Origin of the sequence: Paraclostridium dentum, from assembly GCF_048568265.1 — a bacterium.
GTDB lineage: Bacteria > Bacillota > Clostridia > Peptostreptococcales > Peptostreptococcaceae > Paraclostridium > Paraclostridium dentum.
Map to the genome: position 1 here is coordinate 2,860,752 of NZ_CP183813.1, position 20,876 is coordinate 2,881,627.

A 20,876-nucleotide genomic window follows, 5' to 3' on the forward strand; every position below is an offset into this window, starting at 1 on the left:
TCCTAGTGTTTAAAGTGTCTTATTCCTGTAAACACCATAACCATATCATTTTCATTACAAGCATCTATTGAATCTTGGTCCTTTATAGATCCTCCAGGCTGAACTATAGATTTTATTTTATAATCATTAGCTAACTTCACACAGTCATCAAATGGGAAAAATGCATCTGATGCTAATACTGCGCCTTCAAAGTTTTTATCTTGGTTATTTTCTAAAGCATTTTTTAATGCCCATATTCTTGAAGTTTGACCGCATCCAAGAGCTAGTGTCTGTCCATCTTTTACTATAGCTATTGCATTAGACTTCATGTTTTTAACTATCTTCATTCCAAATTCCATATCTTTTAATATTTGTTCATCTGCTATCTCATTTGTAACACAGTTGTATTCATTAGCTAATTTTTCATCTCTATCCTGAACTAGTAATTTGCCATCTAAGTATTTAAGGTCAAATCCTTGAAGACTATTTTCTATATTTGATAATTTTAATACTCTTAAGTTTTTCTTTTGAGTTAAAACTTCAAGTGCTTCTTTTGTGAAATCATAAGCTACTACTATTTCTAAAAATATTTCATTTAATTTTTTAGCTGTTTCTACATCTACTACAGATGTAAATCCTACAATTCCCCCAAATATAGATACTTTGTCTGCCTCATAACATTTTGTGTAAGCCTCAAAGCTATTTTTAGCTACTGCTACTCCACATGGGTTTGTATGCTTTATAGCTACGCAAGCTACTTGTTCACTGTCTTTAAACTCTCTCATTATTTCTAAACATCCATGTAGGTCATTTATGTTATTAAAAGAAAGTTCTTTACCATTTAACTGTTCATAATTTAATATTGGATTTTTTGCATTAGACTGTTTATATAATACTGCTCCTTGATGAGGATTTTCTCCGTATCTTAGAGTATCTTCTTTCTGAAATGTCATTGTTAGACTTTCAGGGAACTTATCTCCTAATTGTTCTCTGAAATAGTTTGATATTAATGCATCATATCTAGCAGTTGTTGAAAATGCTTTATATGCTAGTTTTTTTCTATCTTCTAATGATACTTCTCCAGCTTTTAAACTTTCTATTATAGAATCGTAGTCTTTTGTATCAACTACTATTAAAACATCTTTATAATTTTTAGCTGCTGAACGTATCATAGATGGTCCACCTATATCTATATTCTCTATCATTACATCATGAGGTTTGTTATCTTTTAAATTTCCTTCAAAATCATATAAATTTACTACTACTAAATCTATTGCTCCTATTTTATGCTCCTTAACTGTATTAACATGTTTTTCATTATCTCTTTTGTATAATATTCCTCCATGTATATATGGATTTAATGTTTTAACTCTTCCATCCAATATCTCAGGAAAGTTTGTAACTTCATCTATTTGTATAACTTTTAACCCTTCTTCTTTCAGAGTTTTAAATGTATTTCCTGTTGATATTACTTCATACCCTAATTCATTTAAGCTTCTTGCAAACTCTACTACACCACTTTTATCCGTTACACTTATTAATGCTCTTTTAGTCATTTACAATTACTCCCCTTCCATTTACAGTTAACTTATTATCACAATATAGTCTTACACTTTCTTTAAGTATCTCGTGCTCCACTGCTAGTACCCTCTCAGATAAACTCTGTGGGGTATCATCAACCTTAACCTCTACACTTTTTTGCATTATTATTGGACCTGTATCTGCTCCCTCATCTACAAAATGCACAGTAGCTCCACTTAACTTTGCACCATAACTTATTACAGATTCATGAACTTTCTTACCATAATATCCTTCTCCACAAAATGCAGGAATTAATGATGGGTGTATATTTATTATTTTATTTCTGAAAGATTCTACAAACTTAGGACTTATAATTTTTAAATACCCTGCTAAAACAACTAAATCAATATTTTCTTTATTTAGTAAATCTATTATTTTTTCATCTTCTTTTTCTACAAAAGTTTTGATATTGTGTTTTGTTGCTCTTTCTAATCCATAAACATTATCCTTATTAGAGATAACTAATTTAACCATTCCATTTATATATCCACTTTCACATCCATCTATAATACTTTGTAAATTGCTTCCTCCTCCAGATATTAAAACAGCAATGTTTAGCATAGCTTTACTCCTTCATGGGTATCTACAACTTTTCCAATTATATATGCTTGTTTTTCACTTTCATTTAAATAGCTAACTATTTCCTCTGCTTTATCTGAATCTACTACTATTGCAAGTCCTATACCCATATTGAAACTTTTATGAAGCTCAACTTCATCTATTGCATTAAACTTTTCTATCATTTTAAATATAGCTGGTTTTTCCCAAGAATTTTTTTCTATATCTATACCTAATCCATTTGGTATAACTCTAGGGATATTTTCTATAACACCTCCACCTGTTATGTGTGCTATAGCTTTTAACTCGTATTTTTTTATTAAATCCATAACAAGTTTCACGTATATCTTTGTCGGAATAAGAAGCGCCTCTCCTAAAGTCATTTCTAATTCTTCTATATAATCAGTTAGTTCATACTTATATTCTTCTAGAAATATTTTTCTTATAAATGAATATCCATTACTGTGTATTCCGCTTGATGATATTCCTATTAATGTATCTCCAGAGTTAACATCTTGACCACTTATTATTTTAGATTTATCTGCTATTCCTACTGAAAAACCTGCTAAATCATAATCATCTTCTGAGTACATACCAGGCATCTCGGCTGTCTCTCCTCCGATAAGAGCACATTCTGCCATCTTACATCCTTCAACTATTCCAGATACTATATCATCTATTTTCTCAGGAATTAATTTTCCAGTAGCTATATAATCTAAGAAAAACAATGGCTTAGCTCCTTGGCATATAAGGTCATTTACACACATTGCTACTAAATCTATACCTACAGTATTGTGAATATCCATCATTTGAGCTAGTTTTAATTTTGTTCCAACTCCATCTGTAGAAGATAGTAAAACAGGTTCATCCATATTTATAAAATCTTTTAAACTATATAACCCACTAAAGTTTCCTAAATCTCCTATAACATTTTTATCATATGTTCCTTTTATCTTATCTTTTATAAGATTTACAGCTCTATTTCCCTCATCTATATCTACACCTGAAGCTCTATATGTTAACATGATATTAGTTCCCCCTCATCAATTTTTTCAACAGGATATTTTCCATCAAAACATGCTTTGCAGAAAGTTGTTTTATCTTCCGCTGCTTCTAAAGTTCCTTCTATACTTAAAAACTTTAGTGTATCGCAACCTATATAATCTCTTATCTGATCCAAATTATTTTTAGATGCTATTAAATTAGATCTATGCGGAGTATCTATACCGTAGTAACATGAATGTGTTACTTGTGGTGAAGTTATTCTTAAATGAATTTCTTTTGCTCCTGCATCTTTTAATGATTTAACAATTTGCTTAGATGTTGTTCCTCTTACTACAGAGTCATCTACTAAAACTATTGATTTACCTTTTACCACATTACTTAAAGGATTTAATTTTATTTTAACTCCTATTTCTCGTTCTTTTTGAGTAGGCTTTATAAATGTTCTTCCAACATATCTATTTTTTACTAATCCTTCTGTAAGTTTAACTCCACTGGCATTTGAATATCCTATTGCGCCAGCCCATCCTGAATCTGGAACGGGTACTACTATATCAGCTTTTATTTTTTCATCTTTAGCTAAAATTTCTCCACACTTAACTCTAAACTCATATACATTTACATTATCTATAGTTGCATCATTTCTTGCAAAATATATGTGTTCAAATATACAACTTGATTTAATAGGCTTGTAGTTTTCTCTATAATGATAAGAACTTAATTTATTATCTTTTATAACTACTATCTCTCCAGGTTCAATATCTCTAATAACTTCTCCACCTAAAATATTTATTGCACAATCTTCTGATGCTACTATATACATATCATCTTTTTTTCCTAATAATAATGGTCTAAATCCTTGTGGATCTCTAACTGCTACAAGTTCATTTTCACTACTTGATACAACTAATGAATATGCACCTTTTATATAGTCCATTGTTATTTTTAAGCTTTCAACTATATCACCTTTATAGTATCTAGCCAATATACAAAGAATAGCTTCTGTGTCCGAATCTGATTGAAGCATATATCCTTCTTCTTCTAACATATTTCTTAGATAATTTGCATTAACAAGGTTTCCATTGTGAGCTATTGATAATTGTCTCTTTCTACATCTTCCTACAAGTGGTTGGCAATTGTCTAAGCTACTACCTCCTGCAGTTGAATATCTTACGTGCCCTATTCCTATATTTCCTTTTAGTTTTTCTAACTCACTCGATTTAAAAACATCACCCACAAGACCCATGTCTTTTTTGTGATTTATTTGCCCATCATTTAAAACAGATATTCCACAGCTCTCTTGTCCTCTATGCTGTATCGAGTATAATGCATAATACAATTCTTTAGATATATCTCTATCTGAGTATATTCCTACTACACCGCACATTTAAACATCCCCCCGATTAATTTTCTATCCTAGCTAAAACCTCTGTATATCCTTCAACCAAATCACCTAAATCTCTTCTAAATCTATCTTTATCAAACTTTTCATTTGTATCTACATCCCATAATCTACAAGTATCTGGTGATATTTCATCTGCTAGTATTATATTTCCATTTTCATCTTTCCCAAACTCTAGTTTAAAATCAACTAACTTAAAGTTTAACTTTAAGAAAAATCTCTTCATTATCTCATTTATTTTTAAAGTTTCTTGTTTTAAAAATGCTATTTCTTCTCTAGTAGCAAGTTTCATAGCAACTGCATGATCGTCATTTAGCATCGGATCTCCATAATCATCATTTTTGTAAGATAGTTCAAATATAGGTTCATCTAACACAATACCTTCTTCTATTCCATATCTCTTACAAAATGATCCAGCAGTTATATTTCTTACAATTACTTCAAGTGGTAATATTTCAACCTTTTTAACTATCATCTCTCTATCTGATACACCTTTTATGAAATGTGTACTTATACCTTCTTTTTCTAACATCTCAAACATAACTGTACAAATTTTGTTATTTAAAATTCCTTTTGAGTCTATTGAAGCTTTCTTTTCTCCATTAAAAGCTGTCGCGTCATCTTTATAATAAACTAAATACTCATTTTCATTTTCTGTACTAAATATTTGTTTTGCTTTTCCTTCGTATAATAACATTTCAATTACCCCCTTAAGTTTTTATCATCGTCTAATACTTTTTGTTCCATTTGCTCTCTATAACTTTTCAATTGTTCTTTTATATTTGGATATTTTATACTCATTATTTGTGCTGCCATTAATGCTGCATTTATTCCTGAATCTATAGTTACAGTAGCTACTGGTATACCTTGTGGCATTTGAACTATTGAAAGAAGAGAATCTAAACCATCCATTGTAGATGACTTTATTGGTAATCCTACTACAGGTATTAAAGTATGTGATGCTATTACTCCTGGTAAATGTGCTGCTTTTCCTGCAGCTGCTATTATTACATCTGTATCATTTTCAATTTCGCTTAAGAAAGTTGTTAATTGCTTAGGCGTTCTATGTGCTGATAGTGCTCTTGCTACAACTTTTATTCCGAACATTTCTAAAAGCTCTATTCCTTTTTCTAACTTTGGATAATCTGACTTTGAACCCATAACTACTGCTATTTTCATCATAATCCTCCCTATTTTTACGTATATATATTTTTTTGTTTTTTTGAATATACGTTATATATAACGAACTTTATATTTAAATAATATACTATTATACGTATATTATCAACCTTATTTTTGTTTTTGTTCGTATTTTTATTTGAAGCATAAAAAAGAGGCAATCCATTTCTAGATTGCCCCTTCTTTTAATAATTAAATTATCCGAAATACTTATTTAATTTTTTAGTTACATCAAACCCTAAGTCAGCGCCTATTATCAATCCAAACACAATAGCATAAACTAAATCAATAAACCAAAATGTTATAGATTTCTTTTTAATACTTTCCAAAATATCACTTCCTAGTTAAGTTTATATTTTAATTGTACTATTAGTCATTCAAAACCGCTACTCATTCATTATATCTTTTATTTTACCTGTATTAATATTAACCTCAAACCATCCACTTGTAGCAACATGACTTTCTTCTTCATTTGTAATAACATCATATGCATGTATTGTATATATATCTTTAGATTTGCTATCCACTTCTACAAAATTAGGTATATACATATTTTTTTCTTTCATATATTTTTTAACTAAATCAACAGCTTCTTTTTCTGTTAATTTTTTAGCTTTACTTTCTTTATTTTCATATACTACTTCTTTTGCACTTTTTTCAACTGAATTTAAGTTTTTATCTGAAGTACTAGCATACCCAATTATTAAAAAACCTGATATAAATATACTAGTTATCAAAACTCCATATAGTTTCATCTTTAGCCCTCCATCTTACAAAATTTACTATCTAATATGATTTACATATTTATGAATTTCATTCAAAATTCTATTAATTTGTAAAATTACAACTTTATATGAAAAATAATTATTTTGTTTTAAGATAAATTAAAGTGGTATTTATTTACTATAATTAAAAATAAATTTTATACTTAGGAGATGAATTAAAGATGAAATCTTTAAAAGGAACTAAAACTGCACAAAATTTAATGAATGCTTTTGCTGGAGAATCTCAAGCAAAAAATAAATATCAATTTTACGCTAAAATAGCTAGAAAAGAAGGATATGTTCAAATAGGTGATATATTTGATGAAACTGCTCATAACGAAGAAATGCATGCTAAGATATTCTTTAGATATTTATTAAATGATTTTACTGGAAATGATGTTCAAGTAACAGGTTCTTATGGTGTTGGAATGGGCTCTACTTTAGAAAATCTAAAAGGTGCTGCAAAAGGCGAAGATGAAGAAGATACAATGTATTTAAAATTTGCCGAAGAAGCTAGAGAAGAAGGTTTTGAAGAAATAGCATCTTCATTTACTCATATACATTCAATTGAAGCTCATCATAGAGATAGATTCTTAAGATTAGCTAAAAATATAGAAGAAAATATAGTATTTGAAAAACCAGAAGTTCATGAATGGGTATGTACAGTATGTGGATATGTTCATGTAGGAACTGAAGCTCCTCAAGTATGTCCAGCATGTAAACATCCTCAAGGATATTATGAAATAAAAGCTGAGAACTTCTAAAATCTACAGCTAAGTATAAAAAAGGGTTAAGTACATATGTGTATATGTATTTAACCTTTTTTTATTATATTTAAAATAAAAATGCTGATATTAATTTTAAAATTAATATCAGCATTTAATTTATCCGATTATTTTAATTATATTTTATAATAATACAAACTTTAGTATGAACATTATTGATAAGAATATTAGTGATATATTAACTTCTTTTTTCTTTCCTGTAGCTAATTTTAATATTGTAAATGATATTATTCCGAATATAATACCATCTGCTATACTATAAGCTAAAGGCATCATTGCAAATGTTAAAAATGCTGGTATTGCATTTGTAAAATCGCTAAAGTCTATTTCAAGCAATGAACTTGCCATCATAACTCCGACTAATATAAGTACTGGAGCTGTAGCTTGTGGAGGTATTGATGTAAATATTGGGGCAAAGAATAACGATAGTAAGAATAATATTCCTGTCGTTACTGCTGTTAATCCTGTTCTTCCTCCTTCTCCTATCCCAGCTGCACTTTCAATATATGCAGTAACTGTTGAAGTTCCTAATAAAGATCCTGTAGTAGTTGCTATTGCATCTGCAAATAATGCTTCTTTAGCCTTTGGTAATTTCCCGTTTTCATCTAACATATTACCTTTTGATGCTACCCCTACTAAACATCCTACTGTATCAAATAAGTCAACAAATAAGAATGTAAATACTACTACCAGCATATCTAAACTAAATATTTGATCAACTGGAACTGAAAATGCTTGTAAAAATACTGGCTTAAGTGATGGAACTGATGAAACTAAAGCATGTGGTAGTTGAACTAATCCCGCTATAATTCCTATAGCTGTAGTTACTACCATAGCTAATAAAAATGTACCTTTAACATTTCTTGAAAGTAAAACTGCCGCTATTACTAGACCTAATATAGCTAATACTACTGTTGGACTTTGCATATTACCAAGTTGTAATATTGCACCTCCACCTTGCACTATTCCTGCATTTACTAATCCTATAAATGCTATATATAATCCTATACCTGCTGTAACTGCATGTTTTAAAACTCCAGGTATACAATCTATAATCTTTTCTCTTACATTAGTTAATGTCAATAATATAAATATTACTCCTTCTATTAAAACTGCACATAATGCAAATTGCCAACTATATCCCATTTGTAAAACTACTGTGTATGCGAAGAATGCATTAAGTCCCATACCTGGTGCTAAAGCAATTGGATAATTTGCTAAAAATCCCATTATGCAACTTCCTATAAATGCTGCTATTGCAGTTGCTGCAAATACAGCATCTTTATCCATACCAGCATCTCCTAATATACTAGGATTTACAACTAGTATATATGCCATTGTCATAAATGTTGTCATTCCTGCTATAACTTCTGTTTTTACGTTCGTGTTATTCTCTGTTAATTTGAAAACTCTATCTAACATAGATTTCTTATTATTTGAAGTTTGCGCTGCTTGCATATCCTTCCTCCTTATTTTATAAAATATAATTATGATTTCGTTCGTCTTTTAACTTATCTTACATGTTAATTATATAATATAGTTCGGTTTTAAGCAATAGAAATTACGAATATTTTTATATTTTTTAGTTTTTTTATTCGTTTTTATTTTTTTGTACAAAAATAAGTTACCTCAAGATACAACATACTTAACTGTATTCTCTATAAAAATAAATAAAAAAAAGATATATAAATATAAATATTTACATATCTTTTTCATTTTATAATAATCCAAATTTTAGTATGAATACTATACTAAGTATAATTAAAGACAGTTTTGCTTGATCTTTCTTACCACTAGCTAACTTTAAAAATGTATATGATATGATTCCGAACATAATACCATCTGCAACACTGTATGATAAAGGCATCATTACAAATGTTATAAATGCTGGTATTGCATCTGTAAAATCATTAAAGTTAATTCTTAATATTGAACTTGCCATTAAGAATCCTACAAGTATAAGTATTGGAGCTGTAGCTTGAGGTGGTATAGAAACAAATAATGGAGCAAAAAATAATGAAATTAAGAATAAAATTCCAGTAATTACTGCTGTTAATCCCGTTCTTCCTCCAACGGCTATTCCAGATCCACTTTCAACTGTTGTAGCTAGTGTTGATGTTCCTAATACTGAAGATATAGTAGTTGAAACAGATTCTGCTAATAATGCTTTTTTTACATTAGGCATATTTCCATTTTCATCTAATAAATTAGCCTTATCTGCAATTCCTAATAAAAATCCTATTGAGTCAAACATATTAACAAATAATAATGTAAGCACTATTACTAACATATCTAAGCTAAATATTTGACTTTTACCTACATCCAATGCTTTCATAAATACAGGCTGTATTGATGGAGGTAAGTCTATAACTCCCGTTGGCATAGGAACTATTGAAAATACCATCCCAATTAAAGATGTAATTATTATAGATATTAAAAATGCTCCATTCACATTTTTTATTAATAAAGTTGCAGCTATCATTAATCCTATTATAGATAATAATACAACTGGTGACTTAATATTTCCTAATGATATTATAGCTCCACCTTGTTGAACAATACCTGCATTAACAAGTCCTATAAATGTTATAAACAATCCAATTCCAGCCGTTATAGCATGTTTTAAGACATCTGGCATACACTCTATTATCTTTTCACGAACATTAGTTACTGTTAATAAAATAAATATAATACCTTCGATAAACATAGCACATAGTGCAAATTGCCAAGTGTATCCCATACCTAAAACTACTGTATACGTAAAGAACGCATTTATTCCCATACTAGGAGCTAATATTATAGGATAATTAGCTAAGAATCCCATTATTATACATCCTATTGCTGAAGCTATTGCAGTTGCTGTAAAAACAGCGCCCTTATCCATACCAGCTTCACCTAATATAGTAGGATTTACAACTAATATATAAGCAATTGTCATAAATGTTGTTATTCCTGCTAATACTTCTGTTTTTACATTTGTGTTATTTTCACTTAGTTTAAAAACTTTCTCTAATAATCCATTATTAGAGCCTTTAACACTTGAATTTTGCATATTTTCCTCCATTGATGATAATTTTTTTGTGATAAAATCCTTATAAAAAAATAAAAAGCATAAGCTTTTTATTTTTTTATAATTTATTGTAAGTGTTTGAATAAACTGGTTTTATTCCCATTCTATAGTTCCTGGAGGCTTACTAGTTATATCATAAACTACTCTATTTGCTCCATCAACTTCATTTACAATTCTATTAGATATTTTTTCTAATACATCGTAAGGCATTTTGTACCAATCAGAAGTCATTCCATCAGAAGAAGTAACAGCTCTTATACCTACTAAATAAGCATAAGTTCTTTCATCTCCCATAACTCCAACAGTTTTTACATCTGGTAAAGTTGCGAATGCTTGCCATATTTCACTATATAAACCAGCTTTTTTAAGCTCGTCCATATATATAGCATCTGCTTCTCTTAATATATCACATCTCTCTTTAGTTACTTCACCTATAACTCTTATTCCAAGACCTGGTCCTGGGAATGGATGTCTATATATTAAATCATAATCTATTCCAAGTTCTAATCCTATTTTTCTAACTTCATCTTTAAATAATTCTCTTAAAGGTTCAACTATTTCAAATTCTATATCTTCAGGTATTCCACCAACATTATGATGTGATTTTATTGTAGCTGATTCTCCAAGTCCACTTTCTACAACGTCAGGATATATAGTTCCTTGAGCTAAGAAATCCATTTTTCCTAATTTATTAGACTCTTCTTCAAATACTCTTATAAATTCTTCACCTATTATTTTTCTCTTAGCTTCAGGTTCTGTTACACCTTTTAATTTAGATAAGAATCTATCTTCACAATTTACTCTTATTAAGTTCATATCAAACTTATCTCTAAATATTCTTTCAACATCATCACCTTCATTTTTTCTAAGTAATCCATGATCTACGAATACACAAGTTAAGTTATCTCCTATAGCTTTATGAACAAGTACAGCTGCAACTGATGAATCTACTCCACCACTTAAAGCACAAAGTACTTTCTTATCTCCTATAGTTTCTTTTAATTCTTTTATCTTTTCTTCTATAAATGAATCTGTTGTCCAATCTCCAGTTACTTCACATACATTATATAAGAAGTTTCTTAAAACTTTATCTCCTTCTAAACAATGTTCAACTTCTGGGTGGAATTGAACTCCGTATAATTTCTTTTCTGGGTGATGCATTGCAGCTACTGGACAATCCTCAGTATATGCAGCAACTTCAAATCCTTCAGGAAGAACATCTATTAAATCTGTATGACTCATCCAAACAGTATTAGTAGAAATTCCTTCAAATATGTTTGAAGCATTATATGTTATAGAAGTTTTTCCATATTCTTTTTCACTATTATTTCCTCTTCTTACATTACCACCTAATAAGTGAGCCATTAGCTGAACTCCATAACATATTCCAAGTATAGGTACTCCTATTTCGAATATTTCTTTAGTTATCTTTGGAGATTCTTCTAAGTATGCACTGTTAGGTCCCCCTGTAAAGATTATTCCTTTTGGATTTTTAGCTTTTATTACTTCTATATCTGTAGTATGTGGTAATATTTCACAATATACGTTATTTTCTCTAACTCTTCTTGCTATTAATTGGTTATATTGACCACCAAAATCTATTACTAAAACTATTTCATGTTGTTTTTTCATTCTTATACCTCCCCTTGAGTGCTGTAATTTGGTGCTTCTTTAGTTATAGTTATATCATGTGGGTGACTTTCTTTTAATGAAGCGGCTGTTATTTTTATAAACTCAGCATTTTCCATTAAGTCTTTAATAGTAGCGGCACCACAGTATCCCATACCAGCTCTTATTCCACCTATCATTTGGTAAACTATATCTTCAGCTTTACCTTTATATGCAACCATTCCTTCAACACCTTCAGGAACTAATTTTTTAGCATCATTTTGGAAGTATCTATCCTTAGATCCTTTTTCCATAGCTCCAATAGATCCCATTCCTCTATATGTTTTATATGATCTTCCTCTATATAGAACTGTTTCTCCAGGACTTTCTTCTGTTCCTGCAAACATAGATCCCATCATACATATTGATGCTCCAGCAGCTAATGCTTTTACTATATCTCCAGAGAATTTTAATCCTCCATCAGCAATTACTGGTACTCCATACTTATGTCCAACCTCTGCACAGTCCATAACTGCTGTTACTTGTGGAACCCCTATACCAGCAACAACTCTTGTTGTACATATAGACCCTGGTCCTATTCCTACTTTTACACAGTCAGCTCCAGCTTTTATTAAATCTTCTGTAGCTTTTGCAGTTGCAACATTTCCAGCTATAACTTGTAAGTTTGGATATTTTTCTTTTACTTGTTTAAGAGCATTTATAACCCCCATAGAGTGTCCATGTGCACTGTCTAATACAACTACATCAACATTAGCTTTAACTAATGCAGCAACTCTATCCATTAAGTCAGCACTTATTCCAAGAGCAGCTCCGCATAATAATCTTCCTTGTGAATCTTTTGCAGAGTTTGGATATTGTATTTTCTTCTCTATATCTTTTATTGTTATTAATCCTTTTAAGTTACCTTCTGCATCAACTATAGGTAATTTCTCTATCTTATGTTTCTTTAAAATTTGTTGAGCTTCTGTTAAGTTTATTCCTTCTCTCGCTGTAACAAGATTTTCTTTAGTCATAACATCTTCTATTTTTTTAGTAAAGTCAGCTTCAAACTTTATATCTCTATTTGTTATTATTCCGATTAATTTATTATTATCATCTACTATTGGTACACCCGATATTTTATATCTTGCCATTATATCATCAGCATCTTGTATTGTATGGTCTTTTGTTAAGAAGAATGGATCTACGATAACACCACTCTCACTTCTTTTTACTTTATCAACTTCTAAAGCTTGCGCTTCTATAGACATGTTTTTGTGTATTATTCCTATACCACCTTGTCTCGCCATTGAAATAGCCATCTTTGATTCAGTAACTGTATCCATACCTGCACTCATTAGAGGTATATTTAATTTAATGCTCTTTGTTAATTGTGTTTGTGTACAAACATCTTTAGGTAACACTTCTGATCTTTGTGGAACTAAAAGTACATCATCAAATGTTAATCCTTCTTTTAATATTTTTGCCATATCGGTTGCCCCCTTCGTTATTTTATATATATTTTTTTACTATTTATTATTTTTTATATAATCAGTCGTTTTTATACTGTTTCTACCCTAAAACTTTAATTTCCTTAAAAATGGGTACAAAAAAACCTGTATAATAACTTCATTTTATAAGTGAAATTACTATACAGGTCCTCAAAACTCTTTTAACTTGTAGCTAACCTATAGGGAATATGCTCAGCCTATAGATTTACTTTATTAATGATAGAGTTTTGTCTATAATAATTTCACTCATAGTCAGAGTATTTTCGGTACTCCGGTAGAAACTCTCAGACCATATTTCTGAGTATATATGAGTGATTTTTTATTTATGATTTTGTATACAATGTTGTATGAGTTGTTTATTAATTTATCAAATTTTCTTACTTGTGTCAACAATTTTAAAAAAATTTATTTTTTATTGAGCAATTTATGCTATCATATACAAATTTTATGGATATATTAGCATTTTTAGCTATATTTTTACACTCTTCATACTCTGGAGTAACTTTTATAATTTTATTTTTGTAATACCCAATTTTAACTGTTACTTCTCCATATTCGCAATTTATTTTTTCAAACTTTCTTGATAAGGTTTTTCTTTTATACGCCTTGTACCTAATTCCAAATGTACTAGTTTCCATCAATATAATTTCAGTAAATTTATCTAAATCCTTTTTTTCACATAATACAGACAGTTTAATCGCTGGTCTATTTTTTTTCATATGTATACTTTCAGTGTATATATCAAGAGCTCCTTCTTCTATGACCTTATCATATAAATATGAAAATATCTCTGACGACATATCATCTATATTACAACTTATTTCATATATTACTTCTTCTTTTTTTTTATACCTACTATAGTTCTTAACATATTTGGTATTTCAAATTTCTTATGTCCTATCCCATATCCAATTTGATTAACTTCAAATTCTAATGTATCTATAAACTCGCTACATAATGTTTTTATTATAGCTGCCCCCGTAGGTGTAGTACACTCTCCTTCTACACTATTTAGTTTAACTGGCACTCCTCTTAATATTTCAATAGTTGCAGGTGCTGGCACTGGCATAATCCCATGATCACATTTTACAAACCCAGATCCCACTGGAACACAACTAGAGTAAACTTTATCTATATTTAATAAATCTATTAATATAGAACATCCGACAATATCTACAATAGAATCTATTGCTCCAACCTCATGAAAATGAATTTTATCTATAGTTGTCCCATGAACTTTGGCTTCTGCTTCTCCTACCGTCATAAATATCTTTTTAGCTCTATCTTTTATTCTATCGTTTAAAGTAGATTTATCAATAATATCAAAAATATCTACTAAATGTCTGTGTGCATTAGATTCTTTAGCTATAACATTAACCTTTGTTCCAACTATACCGCTTTCATTTTTAGAACCTATTTCTATACTAAATTCATCATTTAAATTTAATTTCTTTAATTCCTCTAAAAAAATTTCTTTAGGTACCCCTAAGTTTAATAAGCTCGCAATAGTCATATCTCCAGATATACCATTTACTATGTCAAAATACAAAATTCTCTCTTCCATGTGAATACCTTCTTTCATATTTTAGTCTAATTTATTTATTGTAGCTGCTAGATATCCAGCCCCAAATCCATTATCGATGTTAACTACAGATATTCCTGATGCACAACTATTTAGCATCGTTAATAAAGCTGAAAGCCCATTAAAATTAGCACCATATCCAACTGATGTAGGCACTGCTATAACAGGAACATCTACTAACCCCCCTACCACACTTGGTAAAGCACCTTCCATCCCAGCTACAACTATTAATACTCTAGCATCTCTAATTATATTCATTTTATTTAGTAATCTATGTATGCCTGCAACTCCTACATCATAAACTCTTTCAACATCATTACCTAGAAATGTTGCAGTATAATATGCTTCATCTGCAACCGAAATATCAGATGTTCCACCTGTAACAACTACAATTTTTCCCTTTCCTATATTTTCTATAGGTTTATTTTTAATCTTTAATATTCTAGATAAGTCTTCATATTCACAATGTGGATATAAAGATTTAATTTTTTCATATGTTTCTTTTCTACATCTAGTTCCTAATATATTTGAACCTTTTTCGCTCATCTTTTTTATAATTCCCAATATATGTTCATCGCTTTTACCTTCACAGTAAATAACTTCCGGATACCCATTTCTTATTTGTCTATGATGATCGATATTGGCATACCCAATATCCTCATAAGGTAAATCTTTAAGCTTTTCCATAGCTATATCTATATCTATATCATTATTTTTCACTTGCTCTAATAAACCTCTAATATCCATAAGTACCCCCCACTATTCTAAGTTGTTAATATTAATTCTAACACACTAAGCATACCTTTTCCAGTTGATAAAAAACGTAAAAAAGGGATTATATCATTTAGATATAATCCCTTCCTATTTCTATTTCTCTTCATCTCAATAAAGTATTGAACTTGAGTGTAATTATAAGTGTTGATTATATTTGCTGAGTACACGTTGAAGACCACGTTCTTCAGGTCTTTAGTGAACGAAGCAACTATCCTTAATTCCTATCACACCTCAATAAAGTATTGAACTTTTCTAAAAGCGAAGTGTTGATGATATTTGCTAAATAAACGTTAAAGACCGAGTTCTCCAGGTCTTTAGTGCATGAAGCAACTACCCTTAATTTTTCTCACACCTCAGTAAAGTGTTGAACTTTTCTAAAAGCGAAGTGTTGATGATATTTGCTAAATAAACGTTAAAGACCGCGTTCTTCAGGTCTTTAGTGCATGAAGCAATATCATCAACACGAAGCCAAGTATGTCCAAGCTTTACTAACCTACATCATTGGAGGCATTCCCCCACCCATTCCTGGTACTGGATCACTTTCAGGAAGATCTGCAACAGCTGCTTCTGTAGTTAAGAATACACCTGCTATAGATGCTGCATTTTGTAACGCAGTTCTAGTAACCTTAGTTGGGTCAACTATTCCAACTTCAACCATATTCACGTATTTTTCATTTAATGCATCAAATCCTATTTCAGGATCTTCATTTACAACTTTTTGTATTATAACAGCTCCTTCAAGACCAGCATTAATTGCTATTTGTCTTAATGGCTCCTCTAAAGCTCTTCTTATTATCTTAGCTCCTACTTGAAGTTCTCCTTCAAGTTCTTCTATTAACTTATCTACAACTGGTATTACACTAACTAATGCAGTACCACCACCTGCAACTATACCTTCTTCAACAGCTGCTCTTGTAGCATTTAATGCATCTTCTATTCTTAATTTTCTTTCTTTAAGCTCAACTTCTGTAGCTGCTCCAACTTTTATTACAGCAACACCACCTGCAAGTTTAGCTAATCTTTCCATTAATTTTTCTTTATCAAAATCAGAAGTAGTTTGATCTACTTGATGTTTGATTTGACTTACTCTGTCTTCTATAGCTTTTTTATCTCCAGATCCATCTACTATTGTAGTGTTATCTTTAGTTATTTTCACAGATCCAGCTCTACCTAACATAGATATATCAGCATCTTTTAAGTCATATCCTAATTCTTCAGATATAACAGTTCCTCCAGTAAGTATAGCTATATCTTCTAACATAGCCTTTCTTCTATCTCCAAATCCAGGAGCCTTAACTGCAACAACATCAAATACACCTTTTAATTTGTTTATTACTAATGTAGATAAAGCTTCCCCTTCTACATCTTCAGCTATTATTAATAATTTTTTACCTTGTTGTACTATTTGCTCAAGTACAGGTAATATATCTTGTATATTATTTATTTTTCTATCTGTTATTAATATATATGGATCATTTAAAACAGCTTCCATTTTATCAACATCTGTTACCATATATGCTGAAACAAATCCTCTATCAAATTGCATACCTTCAACTGCATCTAACTCTGTATGCATAGTTTTAGACTCTTCAACTGTTATAACTCCATCTTTACCTACTATCTCCATAGCTTCTGCTATTAAGTTACCTACTTCTTCATCTCCTGCAGATATAGAAGCAACTTGAGATATAGATTCTTTAGTTTCTATAGTTCTTGATTGTTTCTTTAATTCTTCAACAGCTACTTCTACAGCTTTTTGAATTCCTTTTCTTAAAAGTACTGGGTTAGATCCAGCAGTTACATTTTTTAACCCTTCTCTTATTATAGCTTGAGCTAAAACTGTAGCAGTTGTAGTTCCATCTCCTGCTACATCATTAGTTTTAGTTGCAACTTCTTTAACTAATTGAGCTCCCATATTTTCAAATCTATCTTCTAATTCTATTTCTTTTGCTATAGTAACTCCATCATTTGTTATAAGTGGAGCCCCAAATTTTTTATCTAATATAACATTTCTTCCTTTTGGACCTAATGTTACCTTAACTGTATCTGCTAATTTGTTTACACCAGCTTCTAAAGCTGTTCTTGAATCTTGTGCGAATTTTATTTCTTTAGCCATATCTCATAATCCTCCCTTTATACTTATTCAACTACCGCTAATATTTCACTTTGTTTTAATATAGTATATTCTTGTCCTTCTAACTTAATTTCTGTTCCTGCATATTTAGAATATATAACTTTATCTCCAATATTTAATTCCATTTTAATTTCTTTACCATCTACTATTCCACCAGGTCCAACTTCTACAACCTCTGCTATCTGAGGTTGTTCTTTAGCTGTTCCAGGTAAAACTATACCACTTGCAGTTTTTTCTTCTGCTTCTACTTTCTTTATTACTACTCTGTCAGCTAATGGTCTTATTTTCATAATTATCCCTCCTAATGAAATCTATGTATTTTATCACTCTATTACTTAGAGTGCTAACAACTTTATAATATATTATATTTGCTTATTTTTCAATACCCTTAATTAATTTTATGCAATTTTTATGCGAGGAAATTTTACTGTTATCGACAAACCTCCTCGCATATTATAAACTTATAAAATTGGTGAAAATAATCTTGCTACTGATTCAACCCATTTTTTTATTAAAGGTCTTTTTTCAAAATCTTTAAGGTGTATTTCTTTACTATTTTTTAAATCCTCATAGAAGTCTTCAGTTATTTTTTTTACTATTTGTTCATCATACATAAATGCATTAATTTCAAAGTTTAGCATAAAACTTCTTAAGTCCATATTTGCAGAACCTGTTGATGCAATCTTATCATCTATAATTACTACTTTAGCGTGTATAAATCCTTTTTTATATAAGTAAACTTTTCCCCCAGACCTTAAAATATCATCAAAATATGAATATGATGCTTGATGTACTATTTTATGATCAGCTATACCAGGGAATATAATTCTTACATCAACGCCTCTTAATGCTGCACTCTTTAATGCTCTTAATAAACTTTCATCTGGTATAAAGTATGGAGTTTCTATATAAACTCTTTCTTTAGCATTACAAATAGCTGAAAAATATGCATAGTGTATAGCTTCCCAGTCACTATCAGGACCTGTTGCTACTACCTGTATCATGCTATTTCCTTTGTAATCTAGTTTAGGGAAATATTTTTCATCAAAGACTGACTTTTGAGTTGTATAATACCAGTCTATTAAAAATACCATTTGTAACATATAAACAGAACTTCCTTCAATTCTTATATGAGTATCACGCCAATATCCAAACTTTTTGTTTTTACCCATATACTCATCGCCTATATTTATACCACCTGTATATCCTATGCATCCATCGATTATAACAATCTTTCTATGATTTCTATAGTTAATTTTCCCTCCCATTAGAGGGAACTTTGCAGGTAAAAAAGGAACTATTTCTATGCCCTCTTTTTTCATCTCTTTAAAGAATTTTCTATGAAACCAAAACCTCCAACATCCTACATCATCATATAAAATTTTTATACTCAGACCTTCTCGAGCTTTTTTTATCAACAAATCCTTAATCTTTCTTCCAATTTCACTATCTTTTATTATGAAGTACTCTAAATGGATATGTTCTTTAGCTTCTTCTATATCTTTTATTAGTCTTTCAAACTTTTCATTCCCATCAATAAATATTTCTACTTTATTATTAGCTGTAAATGGGAACTTTCCTGTGTTTAAAAGCAAACTTATAACTTTCTTTTTTAATCCTTCAGAATCATCTAATTTTGATAACTCTTTATTTTTTATAGCTTCTTGTTCAAGATCTACTAACTCTTCTATTGACCTCAAATTTTGAAATAAATTATTTTCTTTTATATCTGTGGCTAGTTTCTGAGTTTTAAATATTTTTCTTTTTCTTATATTTCGGCCTAGCACCCCATATATAACTAGCCCAATCCCAGGAAGTACCATAAATATTAGTAACCATGCCATAGTCTTAGCTGGATCTCGATTTTCGAGTATTATATTTATAGCAACCACAATACTAGCTAGATAAGATATTCCTACATAACTTAAAACTAGTATGTCTAAAGCACTCATATATCCTCCTTATTTTTATCTTCCTATTCCCAACTCTCTAGCATAATAGAATAGATATTGTTGTGCAAATCCTGATAAATCTTCAAATTTATCTATCGCATACTTTCTTATTTTAGGCAAACTCATATCATCTTCTACATAAAATTCTTGCATAACTCTTTTTACCCATACATCAACAGGGAATGTATCATACTTTTGCATACCGAATAACGCTATACAATCGCAAACTTTTGGACCTACTCCATTAAATTCCATAAGTTTTTTTCTGCAATCTTCTGTTCCTAAATTCTCATAGTTATATACATCTTCATTTTCACTTATAACTCTTTCTGTAGTTGCCTTTATATATTTATCTCTAAACCCTGTAGAACAAGCTCTTATATCAGCTATACTCGCTTTACTTAATTGCTCTGGTGTTGGAAAATCGTAATAGTCTACTCCATTAAACTTTCCAATATAAGTGCCATACTCCCTTGATAAATTAGATATAGCTTTTTGAATCATAGGAATTCTATTATTAGATGATATTATAAATGAAATTAACATCTCCCATGGATCTTGACGTAGAATTCTTATTCCCCATCCAAATTCTGTTGCCTTTTCTAAATACTCATCCATACTTTTTAGTTCATTTTTTATTTTTGCATAATCTGTTTCTAAATCAAAGTAAGATTTCCATATCTTATTGAAATCTTCTAAATTAGTATTCTTTAAATAAACTGTATTTCCTTCTCTAGATACATTTATTACTCTACCTTTAGCTACCCCTGTATATGAACCATCATCTTCTGCTTTCCACCTAAAACATTGTCCACATTCAAATATATGCTTAGGATCAAAATCTAATGCCCCTTCTATAACCACTGAATTTTCTTTTTCATAAACTTTCATAAATTTCGCTCCTTTTTATATAAACTTATAGTTTTAATTCTACCCATATTTCGTTAAATTTAAATTAACTATTTATTTTTAATACAAATTTAATTTAAAAAGTC

Annotated in this window: 18 protein-coding genes, 1 pseudogene and 1 riboswitch; of the genes and pseudogenes, 1 reads left to right on the forward strand and 18 read right to left on the reverse strand. The window is 29.9% G+C overall.

Annotated features, from left to right (window positions below):
- Positions 1 to 2: 2 nt before the first annotated feature.
- The 8 genes from purH to ACN6I1_RS13365 all read right to left on the reverse strand — a co-directional run bounded on the left by purH (position 3) and on the right by ACN6I1_RS13365 (position 6,456).
- Entirely contained in the window at positions 3 to 1,535 is a 1,533-nt protein-coding gene (purH, locus tag ACN6I1_RS13330) for a bifunctional phosphoribosylaminoimidazolecarboxamide formyltransferase/IMP cyclohydrolase (protein WP_419742195.1), read from the reverse strand.
- Positions 1,528 to 2,121, reverse strand: a complete 594-nt coding sequence (gene purN / locus ACN6I1_RS13335) for a phosphoribosylglycinamide formyltransferase (protein ID WP_419742196.1) — start codon at positions 2,119 to 2,121, stop codon at positions 1,528 to 1,530. The genes purH and purN overlap by 8 nt, the downstream gene beginning before the upstream one ends.
- Positions 2,115 to 3,143, reverse strand: a complete 1,029-nt coding sequence (gene purM / locus ACN6I1_RS13340; RefSeq protein WP_419742197.1) for a phosphoribosylformylglycinamidine cyclo-ligase — start codon at positions 3,141 to 3,143, stop codon at positions 2,115 to 2,117. Before purM ends, purN begins: the two co-directional genes overlap by 7 nt.
- A complete protein-coding gene (purF, locus tag ACN6I1_RS13345; RefSeq protein ID WP_419742198.1) occupies positions 3,137 to 4,507 on the reverse strand; it encodes an amidophosphoribosyltransferase in 1,371 nt (456 codons plus the stop codon). The genes purM and purF overlap by 7 nt, the downstream gene beginning before the upstream one ends.
- A 16-nt stretch (positions 4,508 to 4,523) precedes the next feature.
- Positions 4,524 to 5,219 (reverse strand): phosphoribosylaminoimidazolesuccinocarboxamide synthase, encoded by a 696-nt coding sequence (purC, locus tag ACN6I1_RS13350; protein WP_220796254.1) that lies wholly within the window; start codon positions 5,217 to 5,219, stop codon positions 4,524 to 4,526.
- A gap of 5 nt (positions 5,220 to 5,224) precedes the next feature.
- Positions 5,225 to 5,701 carry a 5-(carboxyamino)imidazole ribonucleotide mutase gene (gene purE, locus ACN6I1_RS13355; RefSeq protein WP_419742199.1) on the reverse strand — a complete coding sequence of 159 codons (477 nt, stop codon included), beginning with the start codon at positions 5,699 to 5,701 and terminating at the stop codon, positions 5,225 to 5,227.
- A gap of 197 nt (positions 5,702 to 5,898) precedes the next feature.
- Complete coding sequence (locus ACN6I1_RS13360) at positions 5,899 to 6,030, reverse strand: hypothetical protein (RefSeq protein WP_419742200.1); 132 nt, start codon at positions 6,028 to 6,030, stop codon at positions 5,899 to 5,901.
- A gap of 57 nt (positions 6,031 to 6,087) precedes the next feature.
- Positions 6,088 to 6,456, reverse strand: a complete 369-nt coding sequence (locus ACN6I1_RS13365) for a hypothetical protein (RefSeq protein WP_419742201.1) — start codon at positions 6,454 to 6,456, stop codon at positions 6,088 to 6,090.
- A 191-nt stretch (positions 6,457 to 6,647) separates the two neighbouring features.
- Between ACN6I1_RS13365 and rbr the strand changes: the two genes are divergently transcribed.
- Positions 6,648 to 7,229, forward strand: a complete 582-nt coding sequence (gene rbr, locus ACN6I1_RS13370) for a rubrerythrin (RefSeq protein ID WP_021431612.1) — start codon at positions 6,648 to 6,650, stop codon at positions 7,227 to 7,229.
- 144 nt (positions 7,230 to 7,373) lie between these two features.
- On the opposite strand, the gene ACN6I1_RS13375 is transcribed toward rbr, so the two are convergent.
- The 10 genes and pseudogenes from ACN6I1_RS13375 to ACN6I1_RS13420 all read right to left on the reverse strand — a co-directional run bounded on the left by ACN6I1_RS13375 (position 7,374) and on the right by ACN6I1_RS13420 (position 20,772).
- The gene (locus ACN6I1_RS13375) at positions 7,374 to 8,708 is read right to left on the reverse strand and encodes an NCS2 family permease (RefSeq protein ID WP_081949280.1); all 1,335 of its coding nucleotides are present in this window, start codon (positions 8,706 to 8,708) and stop codon (positions 7,374 to 7,376) included.
- 259 nt (positions 8,709 to 8,967) lie between these two features.
- Positions 8,968 to 10,302: an NCS2 family permease gene (locus ACN6I1_RS13380; RefSeq protein WP_419742202.1), complete on the reverse strand. Its 1,335-nt coding sequence runs from the start codon at positions 10,300 to 10,302 to the stop codon at positions 8,968 to 8,970.
- 111 nt (positions 10,303 to 10,413) lie between these two features.
- On the reverse strand, positions 10,414 to 11,952 hold the full coding sequence (guaA, locus tag ACN6I1_RS13385) for a glutamine-hydrolyzing GMP synthase (protein ID WP_021428293.1): 1,539 nt from the start codon (positions 11,950 to 11,952) through the stop codon (positions 10,414 to 10,416).
- Positions 11,953 to 11,954: 2 nt separating this feature from the next.
- Positions 11,955 to 13,418 carry an IMP dehydrogenase gene (gene guaB / locus ACN6I1_RS13390; RefSeq protein ID WP_114542850.1) on the reverse strand — a complete coding sequence of 488 codons (1,464 nt, stop codon included), beginning with the start codon at positions 13,416 to 13,418 and terminating at the stop codon, positions 11,955 to 11,957.
- Between the two features lie 250 nt (positions 13,419 to 13,668).
- Positions 13,669 to 13,770: riboswitch (purine riboswitch) on the reverse strand.
- 64 nt (positions 13,771 to 13,834) lie between these two features.
- A pseudogene (gene larC / locus ACN6I1_RS13395) lies at positions 13,835 to 15,021 on the reverse strand (nickel pincer cofactor biosynthesis protein LarC).
- A 3-nt stretch (positions 15,022 to 15,024) separates the two neighbouring features.
- Positions 15,025 to 15,768: a nickel pincer cofactor biosynthesis protein LarB gene (larB, locus tag ACN6I1_RS13400; RefSeq protein ID WP_114542636.1), complete on the reverse strand. Its 744-nt coding sequence runs from the start codon at positions 15,766 to 15,768 to the stop codon at positions 15,025 to 15,027.
- 520 nt (positions 15,769 to 16,288) lie between these two features.
- Positions 16,289 to 17,911: a chaperonin GroEL gene (gene groL, locus ACN6I1_RS13405; RefSeq protein ID WP_021428346.1), complete on the reverse strand. Its 1,623-nt coding sequence runs from the start codon at positions 17,909 to 17,911 to the stop codon at positions 16,289 to 16,291.
- Between the two features lie 23 nt (positions 17,912 to 17,934).
- Entirely contained in the window at positions 17,935 to 18,219 is a 285-nt protein-coding gene (locus tag ACN6I1_RS13410) for a co-chaperone GroES (protein ID WP_021428256.1), read from the reverse strand.
- A gap of 171 nt (positions 18,220 to 18,390) precedes the next feature.
- On the reverse strand, positions 18,391 to 19,881 hold the full coding sequence (gene cls, locus ACN6I1_RS13415; protein ID WP_025161355.1) for a cardiolipin synthase: 1,491 nt from the start codon (positions 19,879 to 19,881) through the stop codon (positions 18,391 to 18,393).
- A gap of 15 nt (positions 19,882 to 19,896) precedes the next feature.
- A complete protein-coding gene (locus tag ACN6I1_RS13420) occupies positions 19,897 to 20,772 on the reverse strand; it encodes a DNA-3-methyladenine glycosylase family protein (protein WP_025161356.1) in 876 nt (291 codons plus the stop codon).
- Between the last annotated feature and the right edge of the window lie 104 nt (positions 20,773 to 20,876).